Source organism: Nonomuraea sp. NPDC051941 (assembly GCF_044593615.1).
In genome coordinates this window covers 1-18,794 of the sequence record NZ_JBIUCF010000037.1, presented here as the reverse complement: position 1 = coordinate 18,794, position 18,794 = coordinate 1, and the positions used below count along the sequence as shown (strand labels likewise).

General features: G+C 72.5%; 17 protein-coding genes. 3 read left to right on the top strand and 14 right to left on the bottom strand.

Going from position 1 to position 18,794, the window contains the following annotated elements:
* Nucleotides 1-20 precede the first annotated feature (20 nt).
* Nucleotides 21-1,442 carry a WGR domain-containing protein gene (locus ACIHFD_RS45015; protein WP_397372150.1) on the top strand — a complete coding sequence of 474 codons (1,422 nt, stop codon included), beginning with the start codon at nt 21-23 and terminating at the stop codon, nt 1,440-1,442.
* A 3-nt stretch (nt 1,443-1,445) separates the two neighbouring features.
* Here ACIHFD_RS45015 and ACIHFD_RS45010 read toward each other — a convergent pair whose 3' ends face one another.
* Nucleotides 1,446-2,813: an MFS transporter gene (locus ACIHFD_RS45010; RefSeq protein WP_397372149.1), complete on the bottom strand. Its 1,368-nt coding sequence runs from the start codon at nt 2,811-2,813 to the stop codon at nt 1,446-1,448.
* A gap of 82 nt (nt 2,814-2,895) precedes the next feature.
* On the opposite strand from ACIHFD_RS45010, the gene ACIHFD_RS45005 reads away from it, so the two are divergent.
* Together ACIHFD_RS45005 and ACIHFD_RS45000 are read left to right on the top strand one after the other, a co-directional pair.
* A complete protein-coding gene (locus ACIHFD_RS45005) occupies nt 2,896-3,879 on the top strand; it encodes an Lrp/AsnC family transcriptional regulator (RefSeq protein ID WP_397372148.1) in 984 nt (327 codons plus the stop codon).
* Between the two features lie 15 nt (nt 3,880-3,894).
* Nucleotides 3,895-6,045, top strand: a complete 2,151-nt coding sequence (locus ACIHFD_RS45000) for a polysaccharide lyase 8 family protein (protein WP_397372147.1) — start codon at nt 3,895-3,897, stop codon at nt 6,043-6,045.
* Here the strand turns inward: ACIHFD_RS45000 and ACIHFD_RS44995 are convergent.
* The 13 genes from ACIHFD_RS44995 to ACIHFD_RS44935 all read right to left on the bottom strand — a co-directional run bounded on the left by ACIHFD_RS44995 (nt 6,042) and on the right by ACIHFD_RS44935 (nt 18,549).
* Nucleotides 6,042-6,797, bottom strand: a complete 756-nt coding sequence (locus ACIHFD_RS44995) for an ATP-binding cassette domain-containing protein (protein WP_350723970.1) — start codon at nt 6,795-6,797, stop codon at nt 6,042-6,044. The two genes, ACIHFD_RS45000 and ACIHFD_RS44995, sit on opposite strands and share 4 nt — an antisense overlap.
* Nucleotides 6,794-7,762, bottom strand: a complete 969-nt coding sequence (locus ACIHFD_RS44990) for an ABC transporter permease (protein ID WP_397372146.1) — start codon at nt 7,760-7,762, stop codon at nt 6,794-6,796. Before ACIHFD_RS44990 ends, ACIHFD_RS44995 begins: the two co-directional genes overlap by 4 nt.
* Nucleotides 7,755-8,945, bottom strand: a complete 1,191-nt coding sequence (locus ACIHFD_RS44985) for a sugar ABC transporter substrate-binding protein (RefSeq protein WP_397372145.1) — start codon at nt 8,943-8,945, stop codon at nt 7,755-7,757. Before ACIHFD_RS44985 ends, ACIHFD_RS44990 begins: the two co-directional genes overlap by 8 nt.
* A gap of 55 nt (nt 8,946-9,000) precedes the next feature.
* Entirely contained in the window at nt 9,001-11,070 is a 2,070-nt protein-coding gene (locus tag ACIHFD_RS44980; protein WP_397372144.1) for a prolyl oligopeptidase family serine peptidase, read from the bottom strand.
* A 3-nt stretch (nt 11,071-11,073) separates the two neighbouring features.
* Complete coding sequence (locus ACIHFD_RS44975) at nt 11,074-11,868, bottom strand: MerR family transcriptional regulator (RefSeq protein ID WP_397372143.1); 795 nt, start codon at nt 11,866-11,868, stop codon at nt 11,074-11,076.
* Nucleotides 11,869-11,911: 43 nt separating this feature from the next.
* Nucleotides 11,912-12,730, bottom strand: coding sequence for a patatin-like phospholipase family protein (locus tag ACIHFD_RS44970; protein ID WP_397372142.1), 819 nt, complete (start codon nt 12,728-12,730; stop codon nt 11,912-11,914).
* A gap of 64 nt (nt 12,731-12,794) precedes the next feature.
* Entirely contained in the window at nt 12,795-13,604 is an 810-nt protein-coding gene (locus ACIHFD_RS44965; protein ID WP_397372141.1) for an alpha/beta fold hydrolase, read from the bottom strand.
* A gap of 54 nt (nt 13,605-13,658) precedes the next feature.
* Complete coding sequence (locus tag ACIHFD_RS44960; RefSeq protein WP_397372140.1) at nt 13,659-14,837, bottom strand: hypothetical protein; 1,179 nt, start codon at nt 14,835-14,837, stop codon at nt 13,659-13,661.
* Nucleotides 14,834-15,352 carry a sigma-70 family RNA polymerase sigma factor gene (locus ACIHFD_RS44955; RefSeq protein WP_364251647.1) on the bottom strand — a complete coding sequence of 173 codons (519 nt, stop codon included), beginning with the start codon at nt 15,350-15,352 and terminating at the stop codon, nt 14,834-14,836. The genes ACIHFD_RS44960 and ACIHFD_RS44955 overlap by 4 nt, the downstream gene beginning before the upstream one ends.
* A gap of 3 nt (nt 15,353-15,355) precedes the next feature.
* Nucleotides 15,356-16,354, bottom strand: a complete 999-nt coding sequence (locus tag ACIHFD_RS44950) for a DUF418 domain-containing protein (protein ID WP_397372139.1) — start codon at nt 16,352-16,354, stop codon at nt 15,356-15,358.
* 86 nt (nt 16,355-16,440) lie between these two features.
* The gene (locus ACIHFD_RS44945) at nt 16,441-17,145 is read right to left on the bottom strand and encodes a DUF4097 family beta strand repeat-containing protein (protein WP_397372138.1); all 705 of its coding nucleotides are present in this window, start codon (nt 17,143-17,145) and stop codon (nt 16,441-16,443) included.
* Nucleotides 17,146-17,233: 88 nt separating this feature from the next.
* Nucleotides 17,234-18,133 (bottom strand): cation diffusion facilitator family transporter, encoded by a 900-nt coding sequence (locus ACIHFD_RS44940; protein ID WP_397372137.1) that lies wholly within the window; start codon nt 18,131-18,133, stop codon nt 17,234-17,236.
* Nucleotides 18,133-18,549, bottom strand: a complete 417-nt coding sequence (locus ACIHFD_RS44935; protein WP_350723952.1) for a metalloregulator ArsR/SmtB family transcription factor — start codon at nt 18,547-18,549, stop codon at nt 18,133-18,135. Before ACIHFD_RS44935 ends, ACIHFD_RS44940 begins: the two co-directional genes overlap by 1 nt.
* Nucleotides 18,550-18,794: the final 245 nt, after the last annotated feature.

Genomic DNA, 18,794 nt, shown 5'->3' with positions numbered 1-18,794 from the left:
AAATCAGGAGAAGTACGGACATGACCTACCTGGAGCTGTCAGAGGACGGCGGCGGATCGCACAAGTTCTACGACGTGACCGTGGCGGGCACCCGCGTCACGATCACCTACGGACGCATCGGCGAGAGCGGCCAGACCAAGGTCACCGACTTCCCCACCGCGGCCAAGGCCCAGGCCGCGGCCGCCAAGAAGATCGGCGAGAAGACCCGCAAGGGGTACACCGCGGCGGTCCGCGGGGTGCGCCAGCGCCGGGCCGTCACCCGCCGGGCCATCCCCAGCACGCAGTCGACCGCCCAGCAGGCGCCGGTCCTGTGGCGCTTCGACAGCGGGGCGTCGGCGTTCGGCATCTTCGTGGACGACGAGCGCTGCTGGGTCGGCAACCAGCACGGCGACGTCTACACCGTCACCCACTCCGGCACCGTGACCGGCCGCTTCAAGCTGCCCGACGGCGTCAAGTGCATCGTGGCCGACGACTTCTGGATCTACGCGGGCTGCGACGACGGCCGCGTGTACGACCTGAGCGGCAAGGTGCCGAGGTCCGCGTACGAGATCGCCACCGACGTGGACATCTACTGGCTCGACATCCACGACGGCGTGCTCGGCGTCTCCGACCGCGCCGGCGGGGTCACCACGATCGACTACGAGGACGAGTTCCAGTGGTCGCGCGGCGTCGCCGGCGACTCGGCCTGGATGGTCAGGTGCGACGAGGACTCGGTCTACCACGGGCACTCCAAGGGTGTGGCCCGCTACGACGTCCAGGACGGCACGCCCGTCTGGCAGACCGCCCTTGGCGAACAGGTGCTGTTCGGCTGGCAGGAGGCGCACTCCGTCTACGCCGGCACCGCCCGCGGCTCCGTGGGCCGCGTGATCCGCCTGGCCAAGGGCGACGGCCGGATCGAGGCGGCCTACCAGTGCGACGGCGCCGTCTACTCCTGCGCCACCTCGCCGGGCGGCCGCCACGTCTTCGCCGGCGACAACCACTCGTCGGTCTACTGCTTCGACGCCTCCGGCGAGCGGCTGTGGAAGCTCGGCACCGGCTGCGGATCCGCGTTCTCCATGCAGTTCCTGGACGACCGCCTCTACATCGTCACCACCGACGGCTCGCTGGCCTGCATCGACGCCAGCGAGGCGGCCATCGCCGCGGCCCGCACGGGCACCGTGCCGCAGCCGCTCGACGTCAAGGCGGCCGCGTCGCTGCAGGTGGTGGAGCCGTCCGTGACGCTGGAGACCACCACCGACGCGGGCGACGGCGTGGTGGTGGAGTGCTTCAAGGAGGGCGAGCGGCTGCGGGTCCGCGTCGTCAGTCCCGGCTTCGAGACGTGGAACGTGCAGTTCCCCAAGGACATCCGGGAGGCCGGAGCCCGCTACCTCGTCGACGGCGTGCGCTCCGCCGGCCGGGGCGGCTTCTACCGCGCGTACGGGGACATCCGCCGGCTGCTCTGACGCTCACGCGGCTCTCGCGGGACGGACGGTCGCCAGGACCAGGAGCCCCGCCGCCAGGCCGGTGACGGCGCTCGCCCGGTAGACGTCGTCGAGCGCGGCGTACGGCGCCAGGCCGTCCTGGTACAGGATGCCGAACACGGCGACGCCGAGCGCGTAACCGAGCTGCCTGAGCGTGTTGACGGTGCCCGCGGCCATGCCCGCGCGGTGCGGCGGGGCGTACGACATGGCGGCAGAGCTCAGCGACGGGATGGACAGCCCCACGCCCACCCCCGTCACGATCAGGCCGGGCACCAGCGCGGTCCACGACGAGTCGGCGTCGAGCGTGCCCTGGAGGAAGGCGCCCGCGCCGATCAGCAGCAGCCCGCCGCCGACCGCCGCCCTCGGGGACAGCCCGGGGAGGAGCCGGGCGGCGGCGACCGAGGTCACCAGGGAGGCGAGGGCCATCGGCGACAGCGCCAGCCCCGCCATCACGGGGCCGAGCCGGAGGTCCTGCTGCAGCCAGAGCGAGGTGAACGCGAGGCAGGCGAACGCGGCGGGCACCAGCAGCATGGCCCCGGTCATGATGCCGCTGAACGACCGGTTCGCGAAGAGCCTGAGGTCCAGCATGGGGTGGTCGCCGCGCGTCTCGATGACGCCGAACACCGCGAGCGCCACCGCCGCCGCGGCCAGCGGCACGAGCGTCCGCGCCGACGTCCAGCCGTGCTGCCCGACCTCGATGAGCCCGTACGTGAGCGCGCCCGCCGCCACCGTGAACGTCACCATGCCCGGCCAGTCGAGCCGCCCCTTGCCGGGCCGGCGCGACTCCTCGACCGTGCGCAGGGTCAGCCAGACGGCACCCAGGCTGATGGGCAGGTTCACCAGGAAGATGGCCCGCCAGTGCAGGTGCTCGGTGAGCAGGCCGCCGAGCACGGGGGCGACGGCCGCGGCGGCCCCGCTGACGCCGCCCCACACGCCGAACGCGATGCCGCGCTGCCTGCCGTGATAGGTGGCGCTGACCAGGGCCAGGGTCGTGGCCATCATGGCGGCCCCGCCCACGCCCTGGACCACGCGGGCGGCCAGCAGCACGCCGCCGCTGGGCGCCAGCCCGCAGGCCAGCGAGGCCAGCGCGAACACGATCAGCGCCCACAGATAAACCTTGCGCTGTCCCGCGTGATCGGCGAAGGAACCGGCGGCGAGCAACAGGGCGGCCAGGGCCAGCGCGTAGCCGTCCAGCAGCCACTGGGTGCCGGTGAAGGACATGTGAAGGTCGTCGATGATGTCGGGGAGCGCGACCATCACGATGGTCACGTCGACGAGGAGCATGAAAGCGCCGGTGCACGCGGCCACCAACGGCCACCAGCCGGTCCTCGTCGCTGTGGAGGTCTGGGTCATGGGGGATAAGATCGGGCCCGCATGGGGATATTCGCCAGCAGAAGCAGCACTTCTGGTGCTTTTCCCCGCGAGCTAGCCTGTGATGGTGAAAAACATCGCGCTGGACGAGCTGGACCGAGGGCTCCTGCACGCGCTGCAGGTGGACGGGCGGGCCGCGTTCAGCCGCATCGGCGAGGTGCTCGGCGTGTCCGACCAGCGGGTGGCCCGCCGCTACCGGCGGCTGCGCGCCAGCGGCACCGTACGGGTGGTCGGCGCCGTGGACGGGCGGCGGCTCGGCTTCGAGTCGTGGTCCATCAGGTTGCGGTGCACCCCCGACGCGGCGGTCTCGATCGCCGAGGCGCTCGCGCGGCGCTCCGACACGTTCTGGGTGAATCTCCTGTCCGGAGGCACCGAGATCTCCTGCACCACGATCCAGCGCACGGCCAAGGAGCGCCAGTCGCTGCTGCTGGGCAGGCTCGCCAAGACCGACCGCGTGCTGTCGGTCACGGCGCACCGGACCCTGCACAGGTTCGTCGGCGGGCGGGTCGGCTGGGCCGGGCTGGCCGCGCTCTCCCCCGAGCAGGCGGCGGGCATCGAGGAGGGACGGGCGTTCGCCCGCCATGGCGAGGACGAGGAGATCACGCTGGGCCCCGGTGACGACGCCCTGCTGGAGGCGCTGTCGCGGGACGGCCGGGCACCCTACGCGGACCTGGCCGCGGCGACGGGCTGGTCCGAGTCGACGGTCCGGCGCCGGGTGGAGCAGCTCTACGGGACGGGGGCGCTCTTCTTCCACCTCGACGTGGTGCCCGTGCTGCTGGGCCACCGGGTGGAGGCGCAGCTGTGGATGTCGGTGCCGCCGGCCGAGCTGGACGCCACCGGGCGGGCGCTGACCTGGCACCCGGAGGTCGCGTACGTCGGCGCGACGACGGGCCCCGCCAACCTGATGGCCAACATCGTGTGCCGCGACGACGCGGCGTTCTACCGCTACCTGACCGAGAGCCTGGGCGCGCTGCCCGCGATCGGGCGCATCGAGACCGCGCCGATCATCAGGACCGTGAAGCGGTTCGGGGCCGTGCTCCCGCTCTGACCCGATAATCGAGGCGTGCACCGGCCAACCAGGCGCTCGTTCCTCCGGCTCGGCGGCGTGACCGCGGCCGGGCTGCTCGGCGCGCTGGTGCCCGCCGACCCCGCGCACACCCCGGACGACTCCTTCCTCCGCTTACGCCGCCGCTGGCGGGAGCTCACGGTGGGCGGCGGGTACGATCCGGCCGCCGAGCCGTACCGGACCTGGCTGGACAGGCTGGGCAGAACGGCCGCCCGCCACCGCGACACCATGGCCCCCGGCCGCGCCTCGCTCTGGCCCGACCAGGCGTTCCCCTCCTTCGTGGCCACGCCGCGGCGGCTGCGGGCCATGGCGCAGGCGTACGTGCTGGAGGGCACCGGCCTGACCGGCGACGCGGGGCTGGCGGCGGCGGTCGCGGAAGGGGTGGACCACTACCGGCGCAGCGTGTACGCCGACGGCGCCGAGGCGACCGGCAACTGGTGGCACTGGCAGATCGGCGTGCCGAAGGCGCTGCTCGACGCGGCGGTGCTCGCCGGCCTGCCCGAGCCGCAGAGCGCGCGGCTGCGGGACGCGGTCGACCACTTCGTGCCGGAACGCCGGCTCGGCCGGTACAGGGGCAACAGCACCGCGGCCAACCGCGTGGACCTGTGCCTGGTGATGCTGCTGCGGGCCATGCTCGACGCCGACTACGGCAGGGCGGCGCTGGCGGCGTCCGCGCTCGCGCCGGTGTTCCGCCTCGTCGGCGAGGGCGACGGGTTCTACCGGGACGGGTCGTTCATCCAGCACACGCACGTGCCCTACCAGGGGGCCTACGGGGTGACGCTGCTGTCGGGGCTGGCGACCATGTTCGCGGTGCTGCGGGGCACGCCGTGGGAGGTCTCCGACCAGAACGTGTTCGACATGGTCGAGCGGTCGTTCGCCCCCTTCGTCCGCGACGGCGCCTGCATGGACCTGGTCCGCGGCAGGGGAGTCGGCAGGAAGCCGTTCGGCGACCACGAGCGCGGGCGGGAGATCGCCGCCGCGGTCCTGCTGCTGGGGGAGGGCGCCCCGGCCGCCGAGCGGGCGCGGTGGCACGCCATGGTCAAGGGCTGGGCGGTACGCGACACGTACCGGCCGATGCTGGAGCACCCCGAGCCCGCCTTCCACGCCCGGCTGGCCGCGGTCGTGGACGACGCCTCCGTGCCCGCGGCGGCGGAGCCGGTCGGGCACCGGCTGCTGCCGATGAGCGCCCGGGCCGTGCACCGCAGGCCGGGCTGGTGCGGGGCGCTCAGCATGGCCTCCTCCAGGATCGGCCACTACGAGCACGGCAACGGCGAGAACCTGCGCGGCTGGCACACCGGCTCGGGGATGCTCTATTGGTGGGCGACGGGCCACGGCGACCAGTATTCGGACGACTTCTGGCCCACCGTGGACCCCTACCGGCTGCCCGGGACGACCGTCTCCACCAAGAGGCTGCCCGACGGCGCGGGCGGCGACTGGGGCGACACCTGCCCGCCGGGCCGGTGGGTGGGCGGGGCCACGGACGGCACGTACGCCACCGTCGGCCAGCACCTGAACGGCCTGGAGAGCACGATGGAGGCGTTCAGGTCGTGGTTCTTCCTCGACGACGCGATCGTGTGCCTGGGCGCGGGCATCACCGCGGAGGACGGCGTGCCCGTCGAGACGGTCGTGGACAACCGCAGGACCGGCGCCGCGCTGACGGTGCGGGAGGGCTGGGCCCACCTCGAAGGGCACGGCGGCTACGTCGTGCGCGGGCCCCTGCGCACGCTGCGCGAGCGCCGCGCCGGCGGCGGCGTGACCCGCGACTACGTGACGCTCTGGCTCGACCACGGCGTCGATCCGCGCTCGGCCGGATACGTCTACCTGCTCATGCCGGGCGCCGGCCAGGAGGAGACCAGCGCGCGGGCGGCCGACCCCGGCTGGGTGCGCGTGCTCGCCAACACCGACCGCCTGCAGGCCGTCCACGTGCCCTCGCTGGGCCTCACCGCGGCGAACTTCTGGGACGCCGGGACCGCGGGCGGCCTGACCGCCTCGGCCCCGTGCGCGGTGCTGGTGCGCGGGGACACGCTGACCGTGTCGGACCCCCGATGCGACCTCGACGAGCTGACCGTCACGTGGGCGGGGGAGACGTTCACCTTCGACGGCCTGGCCGGCCGGGAGGGCGCCTCCACGACCGTGCGGCTCCGCTAGTGACCGCCGCCGCGCGCCCTGCGGTACTCCTGCACGACCAGGTCCGTGAGCTCCTGGAGCGAGGTGTCCGCGGTGGGCTTGTCGAACGTGATCGTGCCGTGCTGGAGCAGGTTGACCCGGTCGCACACCTCCAGGATCTGCGCGTAGTTGTGCGCAATGATCACGATGGACACCTCGCCGCGCGCCTTCAGGTCGCTGACCAGGTCGAGGATCAGCGCCCCCTCCTTGGCCCCCATCGCGGCCAGCGGCTCGTCGAGCAGCAGGATCCGTGAGCGCGAGTAGACCGAGCGGGCGACCGCGATGGCCTGCCGCTGGCCGCCCGACAGCTTGGCGACCTCGACGTCCACCGACGGGATGCGCACTCCCATGGCGTCCAGGTGCTCGGTGGCCAGGCGGCGCATGCGCCGGTTGCTCAGCAGCCGCGCGAACCCGACGTGCTCCCGGCCCAGGAACATGTTGTGGTAGACGCTGAGCTCGTTGATGAGCGCGAGGTCCTGGTAGACGATGTCGATCCCCAGGGACCTGGCCTGGCGCACCGACCTGAGCGCCACCTCCTCGCCGTCGAGCAGGATCCGGCCCGAGTCCGGCTGGTGGAACCCGCACAGGAGTTTGACCAGCGTCGACTTGCCCGCGCCGTTGTCGCCGATCAGGCCGAGCACCTCGCCCCGCGTCAGGGTCAGACTGACGTCCCGCAGCGCGGTCACCGCCCCGAACCGCTTGGACAGCGACTCGGTACGCAGGACCTCGGTCATGTCCGTCCCGCCCTTCGCAGCCGGGTCAGGGAGACGTTCGCGATCATGGAGAGCAGGATCGCGCCGCCCAGGATGAGGAAGTAGGGGTTGGCGGAGATGCCGATGAGGTTCATGCCGTTCTGGAGGACGGCCAGGACGAGGGCCCCGATCGCGCCGCCGACGATCGTCCCGGAGCCGCCGGCCAGCGCCGTGCCGCCGATCACCGCGGCCGACACCGCGGTGAACATCAGGCCGGTGCCGCCGCCGATGTTCGGGTCGATGGTGTGGATCCGGAACGCCTCAATCAGCCCGGCGAACGCCCCCAGAGTCCCGCCAATCATGAAATTTCCGATTTTGATGCGTGCGGTGCGGACGCCCGCCTCCGACGCCCCCAGCGGGTTGCCCCCGACCGCGATCGTGTGCAACCCCCACCTGGTACGCGTCAGCAGCACGTGCAGGATGATCACGATCACCGCGGCCCAAGCCAGATGGGCCCACGGATAGGCGCCCAGCCACGACCCGATCGCCCCGTCCACCGCGGCCGGGATCTCGGCGGGGTAGGCGTGCGACGTGGTGAGCACGATGCCGGTCACCGCGTAGAAGGTGCCCAGCGTCGTCACGAACGACGGCACCCGCAGCACCACGGTCACGAACCCGTTCGCGAACCCGATCGCGGTCCCGGTCAGCAGCGCCAGCAGGATCGCCGGCAGCGCCGGGAACCCCCAGAAGTCGATCGCGTAGTGCATCATGAACGGCGCCAGCGCCGCCACCACGCCGACCGACAGGTCGATCTCCCCGCTGACCAGCAGCAGGACGGTCCCGCACGCGACGATGGCCGTGGGCGCGGCGGCCTGGGTGATGTTGACCAGGTTGTCCCCGGTCAGGAAGACGTCCGTGACCGACATGAAGTACAGCCCCAGAGCGATCGCCACCACCAGGACGCCGGCCTCGCGGTGCTTCAGGAACTCCTCCCGGAACCTACGCATGGGCGATGGCGCCCGAACGTTCCACCAGCTTCTGCGCGGTGTCGGAGCCCTCGAAGCGCGTCTTGGTCGTCTGGTACGGGCCCACGTTGTCCTTCGTCACGAACAGCAGGCCCGTGTTCGTCTCGGAGGGGAAGAGCAGCCCGCCGGACAGCTTGTAGAGGTAGAGGTAGAGCACCGGCAGGAAACCCTGCAGGTAGGGCTGCTGGTCGATGGTGTAGTCGAGGTCGCCCGCCTTGATCGCGGCCAGCGTCTCCGGCACCAGGTCGAAGCCTCCGGCCACCTTGAGGCCCTTGCTCCGCATGTTGTACTTCTTGACCGTCTGCCCGATCGACTGGGTTGAGCCGGCGTCCACGGCCAGCATGCCGGCCAGGTTCGCGTGGCCCTGGGCGTAGGCGTCGATGATCGACAGGCCCTTGGTGACGTCGGCGTTCGTGCCCACCGGGGTGAACTTGATGGGCTTGCCCGAGTCCTTGAACGCCTGCTGGGCGCCGTCGATCCTGGGCTGGATGTTCAGGGCCCCAGGGGTGGCGATGAAGCCGGCGACCTCGCCCGACTCCACCTGCTGGAGCGCCCGCTGGCCGAGCGCGTAGCCGGACTCGTACAGGCCCTGCCCGATGTAGGCCAGCCGGCTCGTGCCCTTGTCGTCGCGGGAGCCGTCCGCGTTGTACGACACCACGGGGATGCCCGCGTCCAGCGCCCGGTTGACCGGGTCGCGGAAGGCCGCCTTGTCCACGACGGCCACGGCCAGCCCGTCGGCCTTGCCCGAGACGGCGGTGTTGCACGCGTTGACCATCTCGGCCACGATCGAGTCCTTCGAGCCCGTCCACTGGAACTCGGTGCCGAGCAGCGCGCACGCGTCCTGGGCGCCGTACTGGGTGGGGGTGAAGAACGGGTTCGTGGTGACGTGACAGACCAGCACGAACTTCCACTTGGGTGTGGCGGGGAAGTCGCCGGCCGCCGCCTCGGCCGCGCCGCTCGCGGCGGGCTTGTCCTGGCCGGCGGTGCATGCCGCCAGCAGTGCGGAGGCCGCGGCCGACGCGCTGGCCAGCCCGGCGCCGGTGAGCAGGCGCCGCCTGGCGATCGGGGTCAGCTTGAGGGTGTCGACCGCTTCTTCGACCTTGGGGTGGATCTTCTTCATCTGCACGACCTCGCGTTCCTTGCGGATCGGTGGTGCGCGGCCCATCGACCGACTCGTGATTCGCCCCCTTCCGCCAGTGAACTCCTTGATGCCGGTCATGTCAGGACACGGTTTGGCGAACGTCGTCGCCCGGGCGAAGGCCCAGCTCACGCATGACGAAGGCCAGCCAGTCCGTCTGCTGGGCGACGATCGTGCTCCAGTTCGTGCCGCCGTGCCCGGCGTCCGCCCAGACGCGCAGCAGGACCGGGTGGGAGGCGGTGGTGGCGGCCTGTGCCCTGGCGGCGAACTTGCGGGAGTGCCAGGCCGGGCAGCGGGGATCGTTCGCGCCCGCGTCCAGCAGCATCGCCGGGTACGCCGTGGCCGGCCGCACGTTGTGGTACGGCGAGTAGGCCATCAGCACGGGCGCGTCGGCAGGGTCGGCCGGGTTGCCGTACTCGGGCAGGGTGGCGGCGGCTCCCACCGGGTCGTGGACCACGCGCATCAGGTCCAGCTTCGGGGCGACGCAGACCACCGCCCGCCACAGGTCGGGGCGCTGGGTCGCGGCCACGCCCGCGAGCATCCCGCCGTTCGAGGCGCCCTGGAAGGCCAGCCGGTCCGGGGCGGTGACCCCGTCGGCGATCAGCCGGTCGGCGATGGCGTACAGGTCGTCGAAGGAGTTCTGCTTGGCGTGCAGCCGGCCCGCCTCCCACCACTCCAGGCCGAACTCGCCGCCGCCGCGCACGTGGGCGTGCGCGTAGATCCCGCCCGCCTCGACGAACGCGGCCAGGGGACCGAGGTACGAGGCCAGCTCCGCGACGTTGAAGCCGCCGTACGCGTGGAGCAGCGTCGGCCGCGGCCCGGTCCGGTCCAGGTCGGCCCGGTGGACCAGCGTGCAGGGGATGCGCGTGCCGTCCTTGGAGGTGGCCCACACGCGGGTGGTGACCAGCCCGGTCAGGCTGTGCCCGCCGCCCTGCAGGGCGGTCAGGGTGCCCGACTCCAGCTCGTAGTGGTAGACGGTCGGCACCTGCGTGTAGGAGGTGTAGCCGAAGGTGATGGCGTCCTCGCAGCCGACGACCTGGTCCATCACGCCGAGCGCGACCACTCCCTGGGCCACCGAGCTGACCGAGCCGGGGCCGGGCAGGGGGACCTCGCCGAGCTCCTTGCCGTCCGGGTCGAGGATCCGGACGCGGGAGACCGTGTCCACCAGCTCGCCGATCACCAGGCGGTCGCCCACCGGGGTCACGCCGGTCAGCACCGCGTCGCCGCCCGGCACCAGCTCCGTCCAGGTGTCCTGGTCGCCGGGGCTGTCGAGGGGGATACGGACCAGGCGGCCGCGCGGGGCGCCGGCCGTGGTGACGCACACGTACGCGTCGCCGATGATCTCGCCCTTGTAGAGGTGCTCGGCGTCGGTGACGAACTCCCGCCACTCACGGCCCGAGCCGTCCAGCCGGGCCAGGAAGTGCGGCCGGGGCCTGAGGTGGTCGACCTGGAGCACCGCCCAGCGCCCGTCGGGAGAGATCTTGGGGATGGCGAACATGTGCGGGATGTCCAGCGGCTCCGGCTCCGTGGGCGGCTCCTCCCCGAGCCGGTGGAAGAACAGCCGCCAGCGCAGCGGCCCCGAGACCGTCTCGTTGGCCATGTAGAAGAAGCCGCTGCTGTCAGGGAGCCAGGCCACCAGGCCGGGCCGCTGCTGGGGCACGCCGTCGAGCAGCACCTTCCCGGTGTCGATCTCGACCACCTTGAGCACGGGCAACTCGTGGCCCGCCGCGTCCAGCGAGTACGCCAGGAGCCGCCCGTCCGGCGACGGCTTGGGGGACATCCTCAGCGGCGTGCCGTCGGACAGCTCGTTGAGGTCGATCACGGTACGCCAGGGCCCGGTGGGCGCGTCGGCCACCTCCAGGACCATCAGCTCGCGCCCGTCGGGGATCCGGCCGCTGAACCACCGGGGCCCGTACCGGACGGGGACCACCAGGTTGCGCGCGTCCATCTGCTCGACCAGCTCGCCGACCCTGGCCGCGAGCGCGCCGTGGTGCGGCCAGCCGTGGATCCAGGACCTGGCCAGCTCGTCCTGGGCCGCCTGCCAGGCCAGGACGTCCTGGCCGTCCTCCTCCAGCCACTGGTAGGGATCGTCGAACGTCAGCCCGCCGACCTCGTTGTGCTGGGGGCGTACCGGTGCGTCGGGATACCGCATGCGTCACTCTCCGCTCTCGCGCGCCTGCCTGGCGCGCTGGAGGTAGTCGATGACGGCGGGCAGATCGCCCGCCCCCAGCCAGTCGATCTGGCGGCTGATCTCCGCGCTGACCCCGGCGCTGTTGTCACGCCACAGCGCCATGCCCGCGGCGGTGAGCCGTTCCTGGACCCGCTCGTCGCGGGGCTGCACCGCGCCGGTCATGGCCTCCCAGCGCGCTGAGATCGCCTGCACCCTGGGGTCGTCGACGGGCGTGCCCGCCAGGAGGAGCTCCCGGGTCTCGCGGACGAGCTCCAGCCATTCGGCCCGCAGGCCCGCCAGCCGCTCCTCGCCCAGCTCCGCCCGCCGCGTGGCCAGGTGGTCGCGGAGCTCCTGGGCGAAGTACGTCTCGTACACCGAGATCATCTCGAGCGCGGCCATGAACTGCTCGGCGTCGGGCATGACCGACTTGTCCAGCAGCCACATGAGGCCGCTGATCTGCTGCTTCAGTTGCCCCAGCCGGGCGGTCTGGATCTCGATCTCGGCGAGCTGCGCGCCGAGCAGGTCGCGCAGCGTCCCCAAGTCGTCCTCAGGCCTGTTGAGGGCCTCGGCGATCTCGTCCAGCGACAGTCCGAGGCCGCGCAGCGCGCGCACCCGGTAGAGCCTGCGCAGGTCCGCCTCGGTGTAGCGACGGTGCCCGGACGCCGTCCGCTCGCCGGCCCTGACCAGGCCGATCTCGTCGTAGTGATAGAGCGTCCTGACGGTCACCCCGGAGGCTCTGGCCAGCTCCCCGATCGTCCATCGACGCGCGTCTTCGCTCACGCACCCGACCGTAGAACCTCCCGTGGCGGGAGGTTCAAGCCGTTCACTCCCAGAGCGCCGCCACCTGGGCGACCGCGCCGCGGCCCTGGGCGTAACCGGCTCGGGCGCTGGGCGTGCGTACCGCCGGGTCGAGCGGGTCGATCCCGAAGGCGGCCAGCGAGTCGGCGTCCGGCCCGATCACCTCGACCCGGCCGTCGAGCGCGGCCCAGGACGGCTCGCCGACGTCGGGCATCGGGGCCAGCACCAGCACCCGGTCGAACCCGGCCGCGAGGTCGGAATTGGTGCTCGTACGCACGCCGCCGTCCATGTACCGGACCCCGTCGATCGTCACGCACGGCCACACGCCGGGCACCGCGCAACTGGCCGCCACCGCGTCCACCAGCTCAACCCCCGACCCGGGCTCGAACAGCCGGGTCTCGCCGCTGACCGCCTCGACCGCCACGATCACCAGGTCACGTCGCGGCCACTCGTGCACGGGCAGCCGGGCCTCGATCACCTCGCGCCGCCTGGCCTCGCTGATCGTCTCGGCGGCCAGCGCCAGCGCGCCGATCTTCCGCCGCTGCTCGACCGGGTCGGACGTGCTCTCGTAGACCTCCATGAGCTTCGCCCACATCTCCTCCACCCGCACCCCGCTGGGCAGTTCGAGCGTCTGGCGCGCGGGATCGACCTGCCGCTCCAGCAGCTCGGAGAGCGGCCGGCCGCTGGTGACCTGGGCGGCGACCGCCGAGCCCGCCGACGTGCCGACGATGCGGTCGGCCCCTGTCACGTCCACACCGCCGTCGGCGAGCGCCGCCAGCACGCCCGTCGTCCACGCGATCCCGGCGACCCCGCCGCCACCCAGTACCAGTGCCCGCTTGCTCATCGGCCCTCCTCATAGGGGTTCTTCCACCCCAACGCCCGGGGCCCGCAGGCGTCTTCCGCCGATCTCAGCCGGCGAGCACCTTGCGCAGCACCGCGGCGAACTCCTCGGTCCTGCCGATGAATCCGCCGTGGTCGCCGGGGAACTCCGTCGGAGTCGTGCCCAGCAGCTCGGCCAGCGCCACGGAGGTCCGATAGGTGACCAGCCCGCCCGACTCGTCACCGATGCCCACCACGACCTGGGCCGGGGCGGCCTTCAGCGCGGCGACGTCGGGCACGTAGCGGGTGGTGCCGCGCAGCTCGTGGGCGAAGAAGCGCGCGCTGTCGGCCAGCATCTGCTCCGTCGGCTCCCCGGGAGGCCCGGCCGGGGCGCCCTCGTCGCCCTGGTCGAACCCGGCGGTGGCCATGAACTTGGCGAAGGCCGCCCAGACGCCGTCCCGGTGGTAGGTCGCGATGATGTCCTCGGTCGCGGCGCGCTGGTCGGCGGCGTCGGGGAGCAGCTCCAGCGAGGGCGGCTCGTGCGCGACGAGCGTACGGACCCGGCCGGGGTGCCGGGCCACCAGCGCCAGGCCGGTCACCGCGCCGCCGCTGCTGCCGAACACGTCGGCGGTCTCGGCGCCCAGGGCGTCCAGGAGCAGGGCCAGGTCGTCGGCCCGCAGTTCGGGGGTGGAGTCCTGGGTGGGGTCGTCGAGCACGCTGCCCGAGATGCCCCGCGGGTCGTGGGTGACCACCGTGTAGTCGCCCGCCATCGCCTCGGCCAGCGGCGCGAAGTCGGCCGCGGCCATCGGCGACCCCGTGATCACCAGCACCGGGCCGGCGCCGCGGACCTCGTAGCTCAGGCGTCCGCCCGGGATGGCGAGGGTGTGCGTGGTCGTCATGGAAACCTCCAGTCATTTCACCGTCGTCGCTATGACTCGCGTCGCCGGCGAAACTCATCGGCCGATGGCGGACAGATTGACGAGCACCTGAGTGCCGCGTCCCGTCTGGAACCAGGCGATGCCGTCCTGCAGGTGAAAGGTGGGTGGCTTGCCGCCTGTGAGCGTCGAGATCTGGAACAGCAGGCCGGTGCGTCCCGTGGCGAGGTCGTGCACGCCGATCGGCTGCTTTCCGCCGGACGGCCGCTGGCGGAGCAGGACGAAGCGGCCCGAGTAGATCTCCCCGGAGGCGGCCCCCGGCAGCCTCCGCAGGCCCGTGCCGTCGCGCCGCCACGCCTCGACGCCGTTGAAGCACCACGTCACCCCACAGTCGGCCCACGACGGTCGCCCGGCGGGAGCGGTCACGTCCTTGCGCCCGCCGGTGAGCAGGTTCTTCAGGTGCTCCACGGGACGAGGGCTGGGGTCGCCCACCAGGCTGTCGTTTCGCGGCGACCCGGCCCAGGGCCATTCGACCAGGCTGTAACCCTTCGTTCCGTCGATCAAGGTCGCCTTGCCGCCCTTCAGCGGGGCCCGGTAGACGCCGCCCACGTCGGGCGACCACACGACCATGCCGTCCGCGATGGCCATGCGGCCGATTCCCAGGACCATGTTGTCGCGGGTGACCGTGGCGCGGTCCGAGGCGATCCGGCGGGGCACTCCGCCCGTTACCGGCACCGTCCAGACCTCCTTCATACGGCCGCTGAACGCCGACCACGCCAGGTGACCGTCGCCGAAGACCAGCGGGTGGTTCCCCACATCCTCCTTCTTGAGCCGCGCGATCCTGGCGAACGTCCGCTTGTCCAGGTCGTACGACCAGATCTCGCCGGGCCGGTCCTTGGGGAACCCCCGTCCAACCACGACCCGGTCGGTGACGAACACGTCCGGCAGGAACCCGCCGCCGCCCGGTCCCTTGGCCGGGATCTCGTGCACGGCGCCCGGCCACATCTGTTCGACGGGGGCCACCGAGGTGTCGGGGGTCGGCCGGACCGCCGGAGCGGGTGACGTGACCGTACGGGTGACCGCGACGGTGGCCGCCACCACGATCAGGATCGCGGCCGCCACCGCCAGCGGCGCCCGCCACCTCGCGCCGGACGACCGCTCGCGCGGCGCGGGCAGCCGGCGGGGCCGCCCGTCGTCGCGCACGGACTCGGCCCTGGCGGCCAGCGCGTCCCTGAGGCGTTCCTCGATGCCGGTCATGCCTTGCCTCCCAGTTCGCGCTGGAGCCGGTCCAGAGCCCTGGAGGCGGTGGACCGCACGGTGCTCTGCCTGACGCGCGTCGCCTTCGCGATCTCGGCGTCGGAAAGATCGAGGTAGTAGCGCAGGACGAGGACCTCGCGCTGCCGCCTGGGCAGCCGGGCCAGCGCGTCGAGCATCTCCTCGCGCGACTCTCCCAGCAGCGCCGCCGTCTCCGCGGAGTCCACCGGCTCGCCCGGCCCGCCCAGCGGCGCCCGGGCGGCCACGCCGCGCCTGCGCAGGACCGAGCGGGAGGCGTTCAGCACGCAGACGCGGACGTAGGCCAGGGTGAGCTTCCCGGGGCGTTTGCCGTGCAACCTGGAGAAGACGTCCTGCACGACGTCCTCGGCGCTCTCCCGGTCGCCGACGAGCAGCACGGCCAGGCGTACCAGGGCGAGCCAGTGCTCGCGGTACAGACTCGCCAGCACCGCCTCGGCTTCGGGCGGCGCGGGCGCGCGAGCGACTGTCTCACCGTTCATGCCTTAGGAACGCGCACCGTCCCCGATCCGCTGCATCGCCGGGCGGCGCAGCCAGGTGGCCCAGCGCCAGAGCCACTCCATGGGGCCGTACCGGAAGCGGCGCAGCCAGAGGGTGGAGACCAGCCACTGGGCCGCGAGGATCGCGCCGGCGATCAGCAGCACCGTCGTCACCGGCCAGGTCTCCGGCGGGCTCGCCACGGCCCTGGAGATCACCAGGACGAGGATCGTGGCGGACAGGTAGTTGGTCAGCGCCATCCGGCCCAGCGGGGCGAAGACGGCCTGCAGGACCGGCCGGAGCGGCGTCCTGAGCAGGACCAGCAGGCCGCACACGTACACGCCCGCCATCAGGAGCCCGCCGACGGCGAGCGATCCGTCCTGCGCGCGGGCCTGCAGCCACAGGGCGACCGCCGCGCCGGCCGCGAAGAGCACGGTCAGCACCACGGGAGCGGAACGCTCGATCCGGTCGATCACCCCGTACCGGGTCAGCGCGGACCCGGCCAGGAACAGCCCGGGGACCAGCGCGGTCCCGCCGCCGAAGGCCAGCGCCGCGGCGAGGAACGCGACGGCGACGCCCGCCACGGCCCGGCGCGGCAGCCAGGTCGAGGGCAGGAGCACCACCAGGCCGACGACGGCGTAGATCGTCAGGATGTCGCCCCGCCAGAGCGCGAACATGTGCACCAGGCCCATCGCGAGCAGCACCAGGAGCCGGCGCAGCAGGAGCAGCCGCGGGCTGGCGGTGCGCCCTGCCGCGGACTCCAGGAGCAGCGAGAAGCCGATGCCGAACAGCAGCGAGAAGATCGGGAAGAACCGCTGCTCGACCAGCAGCCCCATCCACATCGCGCCAGGGGTCTCCGCCGCGTGCTGGACGGGGACGAGGGCGTCGCCGACGTGGGAGATCGGCTGGACGTTGGCCAGGAGGATCCCGCAGAGCGCGAAGCCGCGTATGACGTCGAGCGCGGTGATCCGCGCCCTTCTTCGGGAATCGGGAGTTTCGGGTGGCATGACGCCTCATCCTGCGGGCCTCATGCCGGTGGCGGCTTCGGCCGGAAGCAGGGTTCGCGACAGTACTTTCGGCCGGACCTGTGCCCTCAGGGGGTGGCGACCTCCAGGTTGCCGGAGTCGCTGGAAAGCTCGATCGTACGCGGCGCCGAGGCGTCGGTGGCCGCCGTGACGTCCTTGCTGCCGGAGTCGGTCTTGGCGATCACGTTGTACGGCCCCTGCGGCACGCGGACCGTGATCGAGCCCGAGTCCGAGGAGCTCACGACCTTGTCCGGCTGCGCGGTGAAGACCAGCTCGACGTCCCCCGAGTCGGTCTCCGTGACGACCCGCTTGCCCGACAGCCCGCCGGCCTCGATCACCCCGGAGTCGCTGTGCACGTCCACCTCGCCGGACAGGTCCTTCAGCGTCAGGTCCCCGGAGTCGGAGTCGATCTTGACGCGGAGCCCCTTGGGGATCTCCACCTTGTAGTTCACGTCGCAGGCCGCGGCCCCGCTCCCCAGCCCCCAGCTGCGGGGGCACTTGTACGTCAGGGCGAGCGTGTCGCCCTCCACGCCGTGGCTGGTCTCCGGCTTGTTCTTGCGCCAGACGAGATGTTCGGTCACGCGGATGCCCTGGCGGTCCGACTCCACCACCTCGACGGTGCCGGAGTCGGACCCGATCCTGATGCCGGCCACCTTGTCGGTGACGTCGTAGGACTTGGTGTCCTCATCGAGGGGGCCGGCGAGGCCGCACCCGGTCAACACCGCCGCGACCCCCAGCAGCCCTGCGATCATGCCCGCTCTCTTCATGCCCATGACGCCCAAGTGTGGTTCACCAGGCCCCGCCCGGGCGTCGGGGAGTTCCCTGAGACGTCCCTGAAGAGTCCCTCAGGGGCGGGGGCGGTCACCAGCCGAGCTCGTCGCAGCCGGTGTGGTCGGCGGGCTCCACCTGAAGGGTCGCGTGCGCCACGCCGTGGCGGCGGAGCAGCAGGTCGCGGGCCTGGTCCAGGATGGCGTGGTGGTCCTTCGGGTCGACGGTGACCAGGTGGGCGGTGGCGACGTTCATGCCGGAGGTGAGGGTCCACAGGTGCAGGTCGTGCACGTCGCGTACGCCTTCGAGCGCCGCCAGGTCGGCCGCCACCGCGGCCGCGTCCATGCCCTCGGGCACGTGCTGCCCCAGCACCGCGAAGACCTGACGGCCGAGGGAGATCGCGCGCAGGGCGACGAAGACGCCGATGGCGAGGGCGACGACGGTGTCCCAGAACGTCTGACCGGTGGCCGTGATCAGCCAGCCCGCCACGATGACGCCGACGGACCCGGCCGTGTCGGCCACGACCTCCAGGTAGGCGCCCTTGACGTTGAGGCTCTCGGCGGCCCCGGCACGCAGCAGCAACAGGGCGATGAGGTTGACGACCAGGCCGATGCCGCCGACGACGAGCATCGGGCCGGAGGAGACCTCCGCGGGTCCGCCGATCCGCCCGATGGCCTCCAAGACCACGTACAGCGCGACGCCGAGCATCATGACCACGGCCAGCAGGGACGCGAACACCTCGGCCCGGTAGGAGCCGTAGCTGCGCCTTCCCGTGGCGTCCGGCCGGGTGGCGATGCGGGTGGCCACCAGGGCGGCGCCCAGGGTGACGACGTCGGCGGCCATGTGCCCGGCGTCCGACATCAGCGCCAGCGAGCCGGAGATCAGGCCGTAGACCAGCTCGACCACGAAGAACGCGCCGATGAGGACGAAGGAGACCGCCAGCCGCCACCGGTGCTGGGCGCCGGCGTGCCCGTGTCCGTGCCCGGCGCCCATCAGTCGGCCCCGTCCCGTTCGGGGTGGATGGCCTCGGTGTGCTCGGTGTGGGCGAGCGCCAGGTCGAGCAGCATGCGTACGTGGGGGTCGTCCAGCCGGTAGTACGCCATCCGCCCGGCGCGCCGGGCGACGACGATGCGGTGGGCGCGCAGCAGCCGCAGGGCGTGGGAGACCGCGGACTCGCTCTGGCCGGTCACGGCCGCGAGGTCGCACACGCACAGCTCTCCGTCCAGCAGCGCCACGAGCAGCCGCAGCCGGTTCGGATCGGACAGCAGGCTGAAGACGTCGGCGGTGTCGGCCAGATCGTCGGCCGCCGGCATCCGTTCGCACACGGCGGCGACCCGGTCGGGGTCGACGACCCGGACCGCGCAGCCGTCCGGCGACAAGACGACTCGCTCACTTGAAGAGCTATTCATATAAACAACAATAGCCCGCGAAGTGATCCCACCGTCAAGTTTCTCCGCGCGTCCTCTTTCAAACCTGACCGCCGCGTTGAAGGGGCTCCAGCCCGGCTATCTGCTCCGGCGGGGGGGGGGGGGGGGGGGGGGGGGGGGGGGGGGGGGGGGGCCCGGCCGGCCCCCCCCGCCCCCCCCCCCCCGGGGGGGGGCGGGGGGGGGGGGGGGGGGGGGGGGGGACACCCCCCCCCCCCCCCCCCCACCCC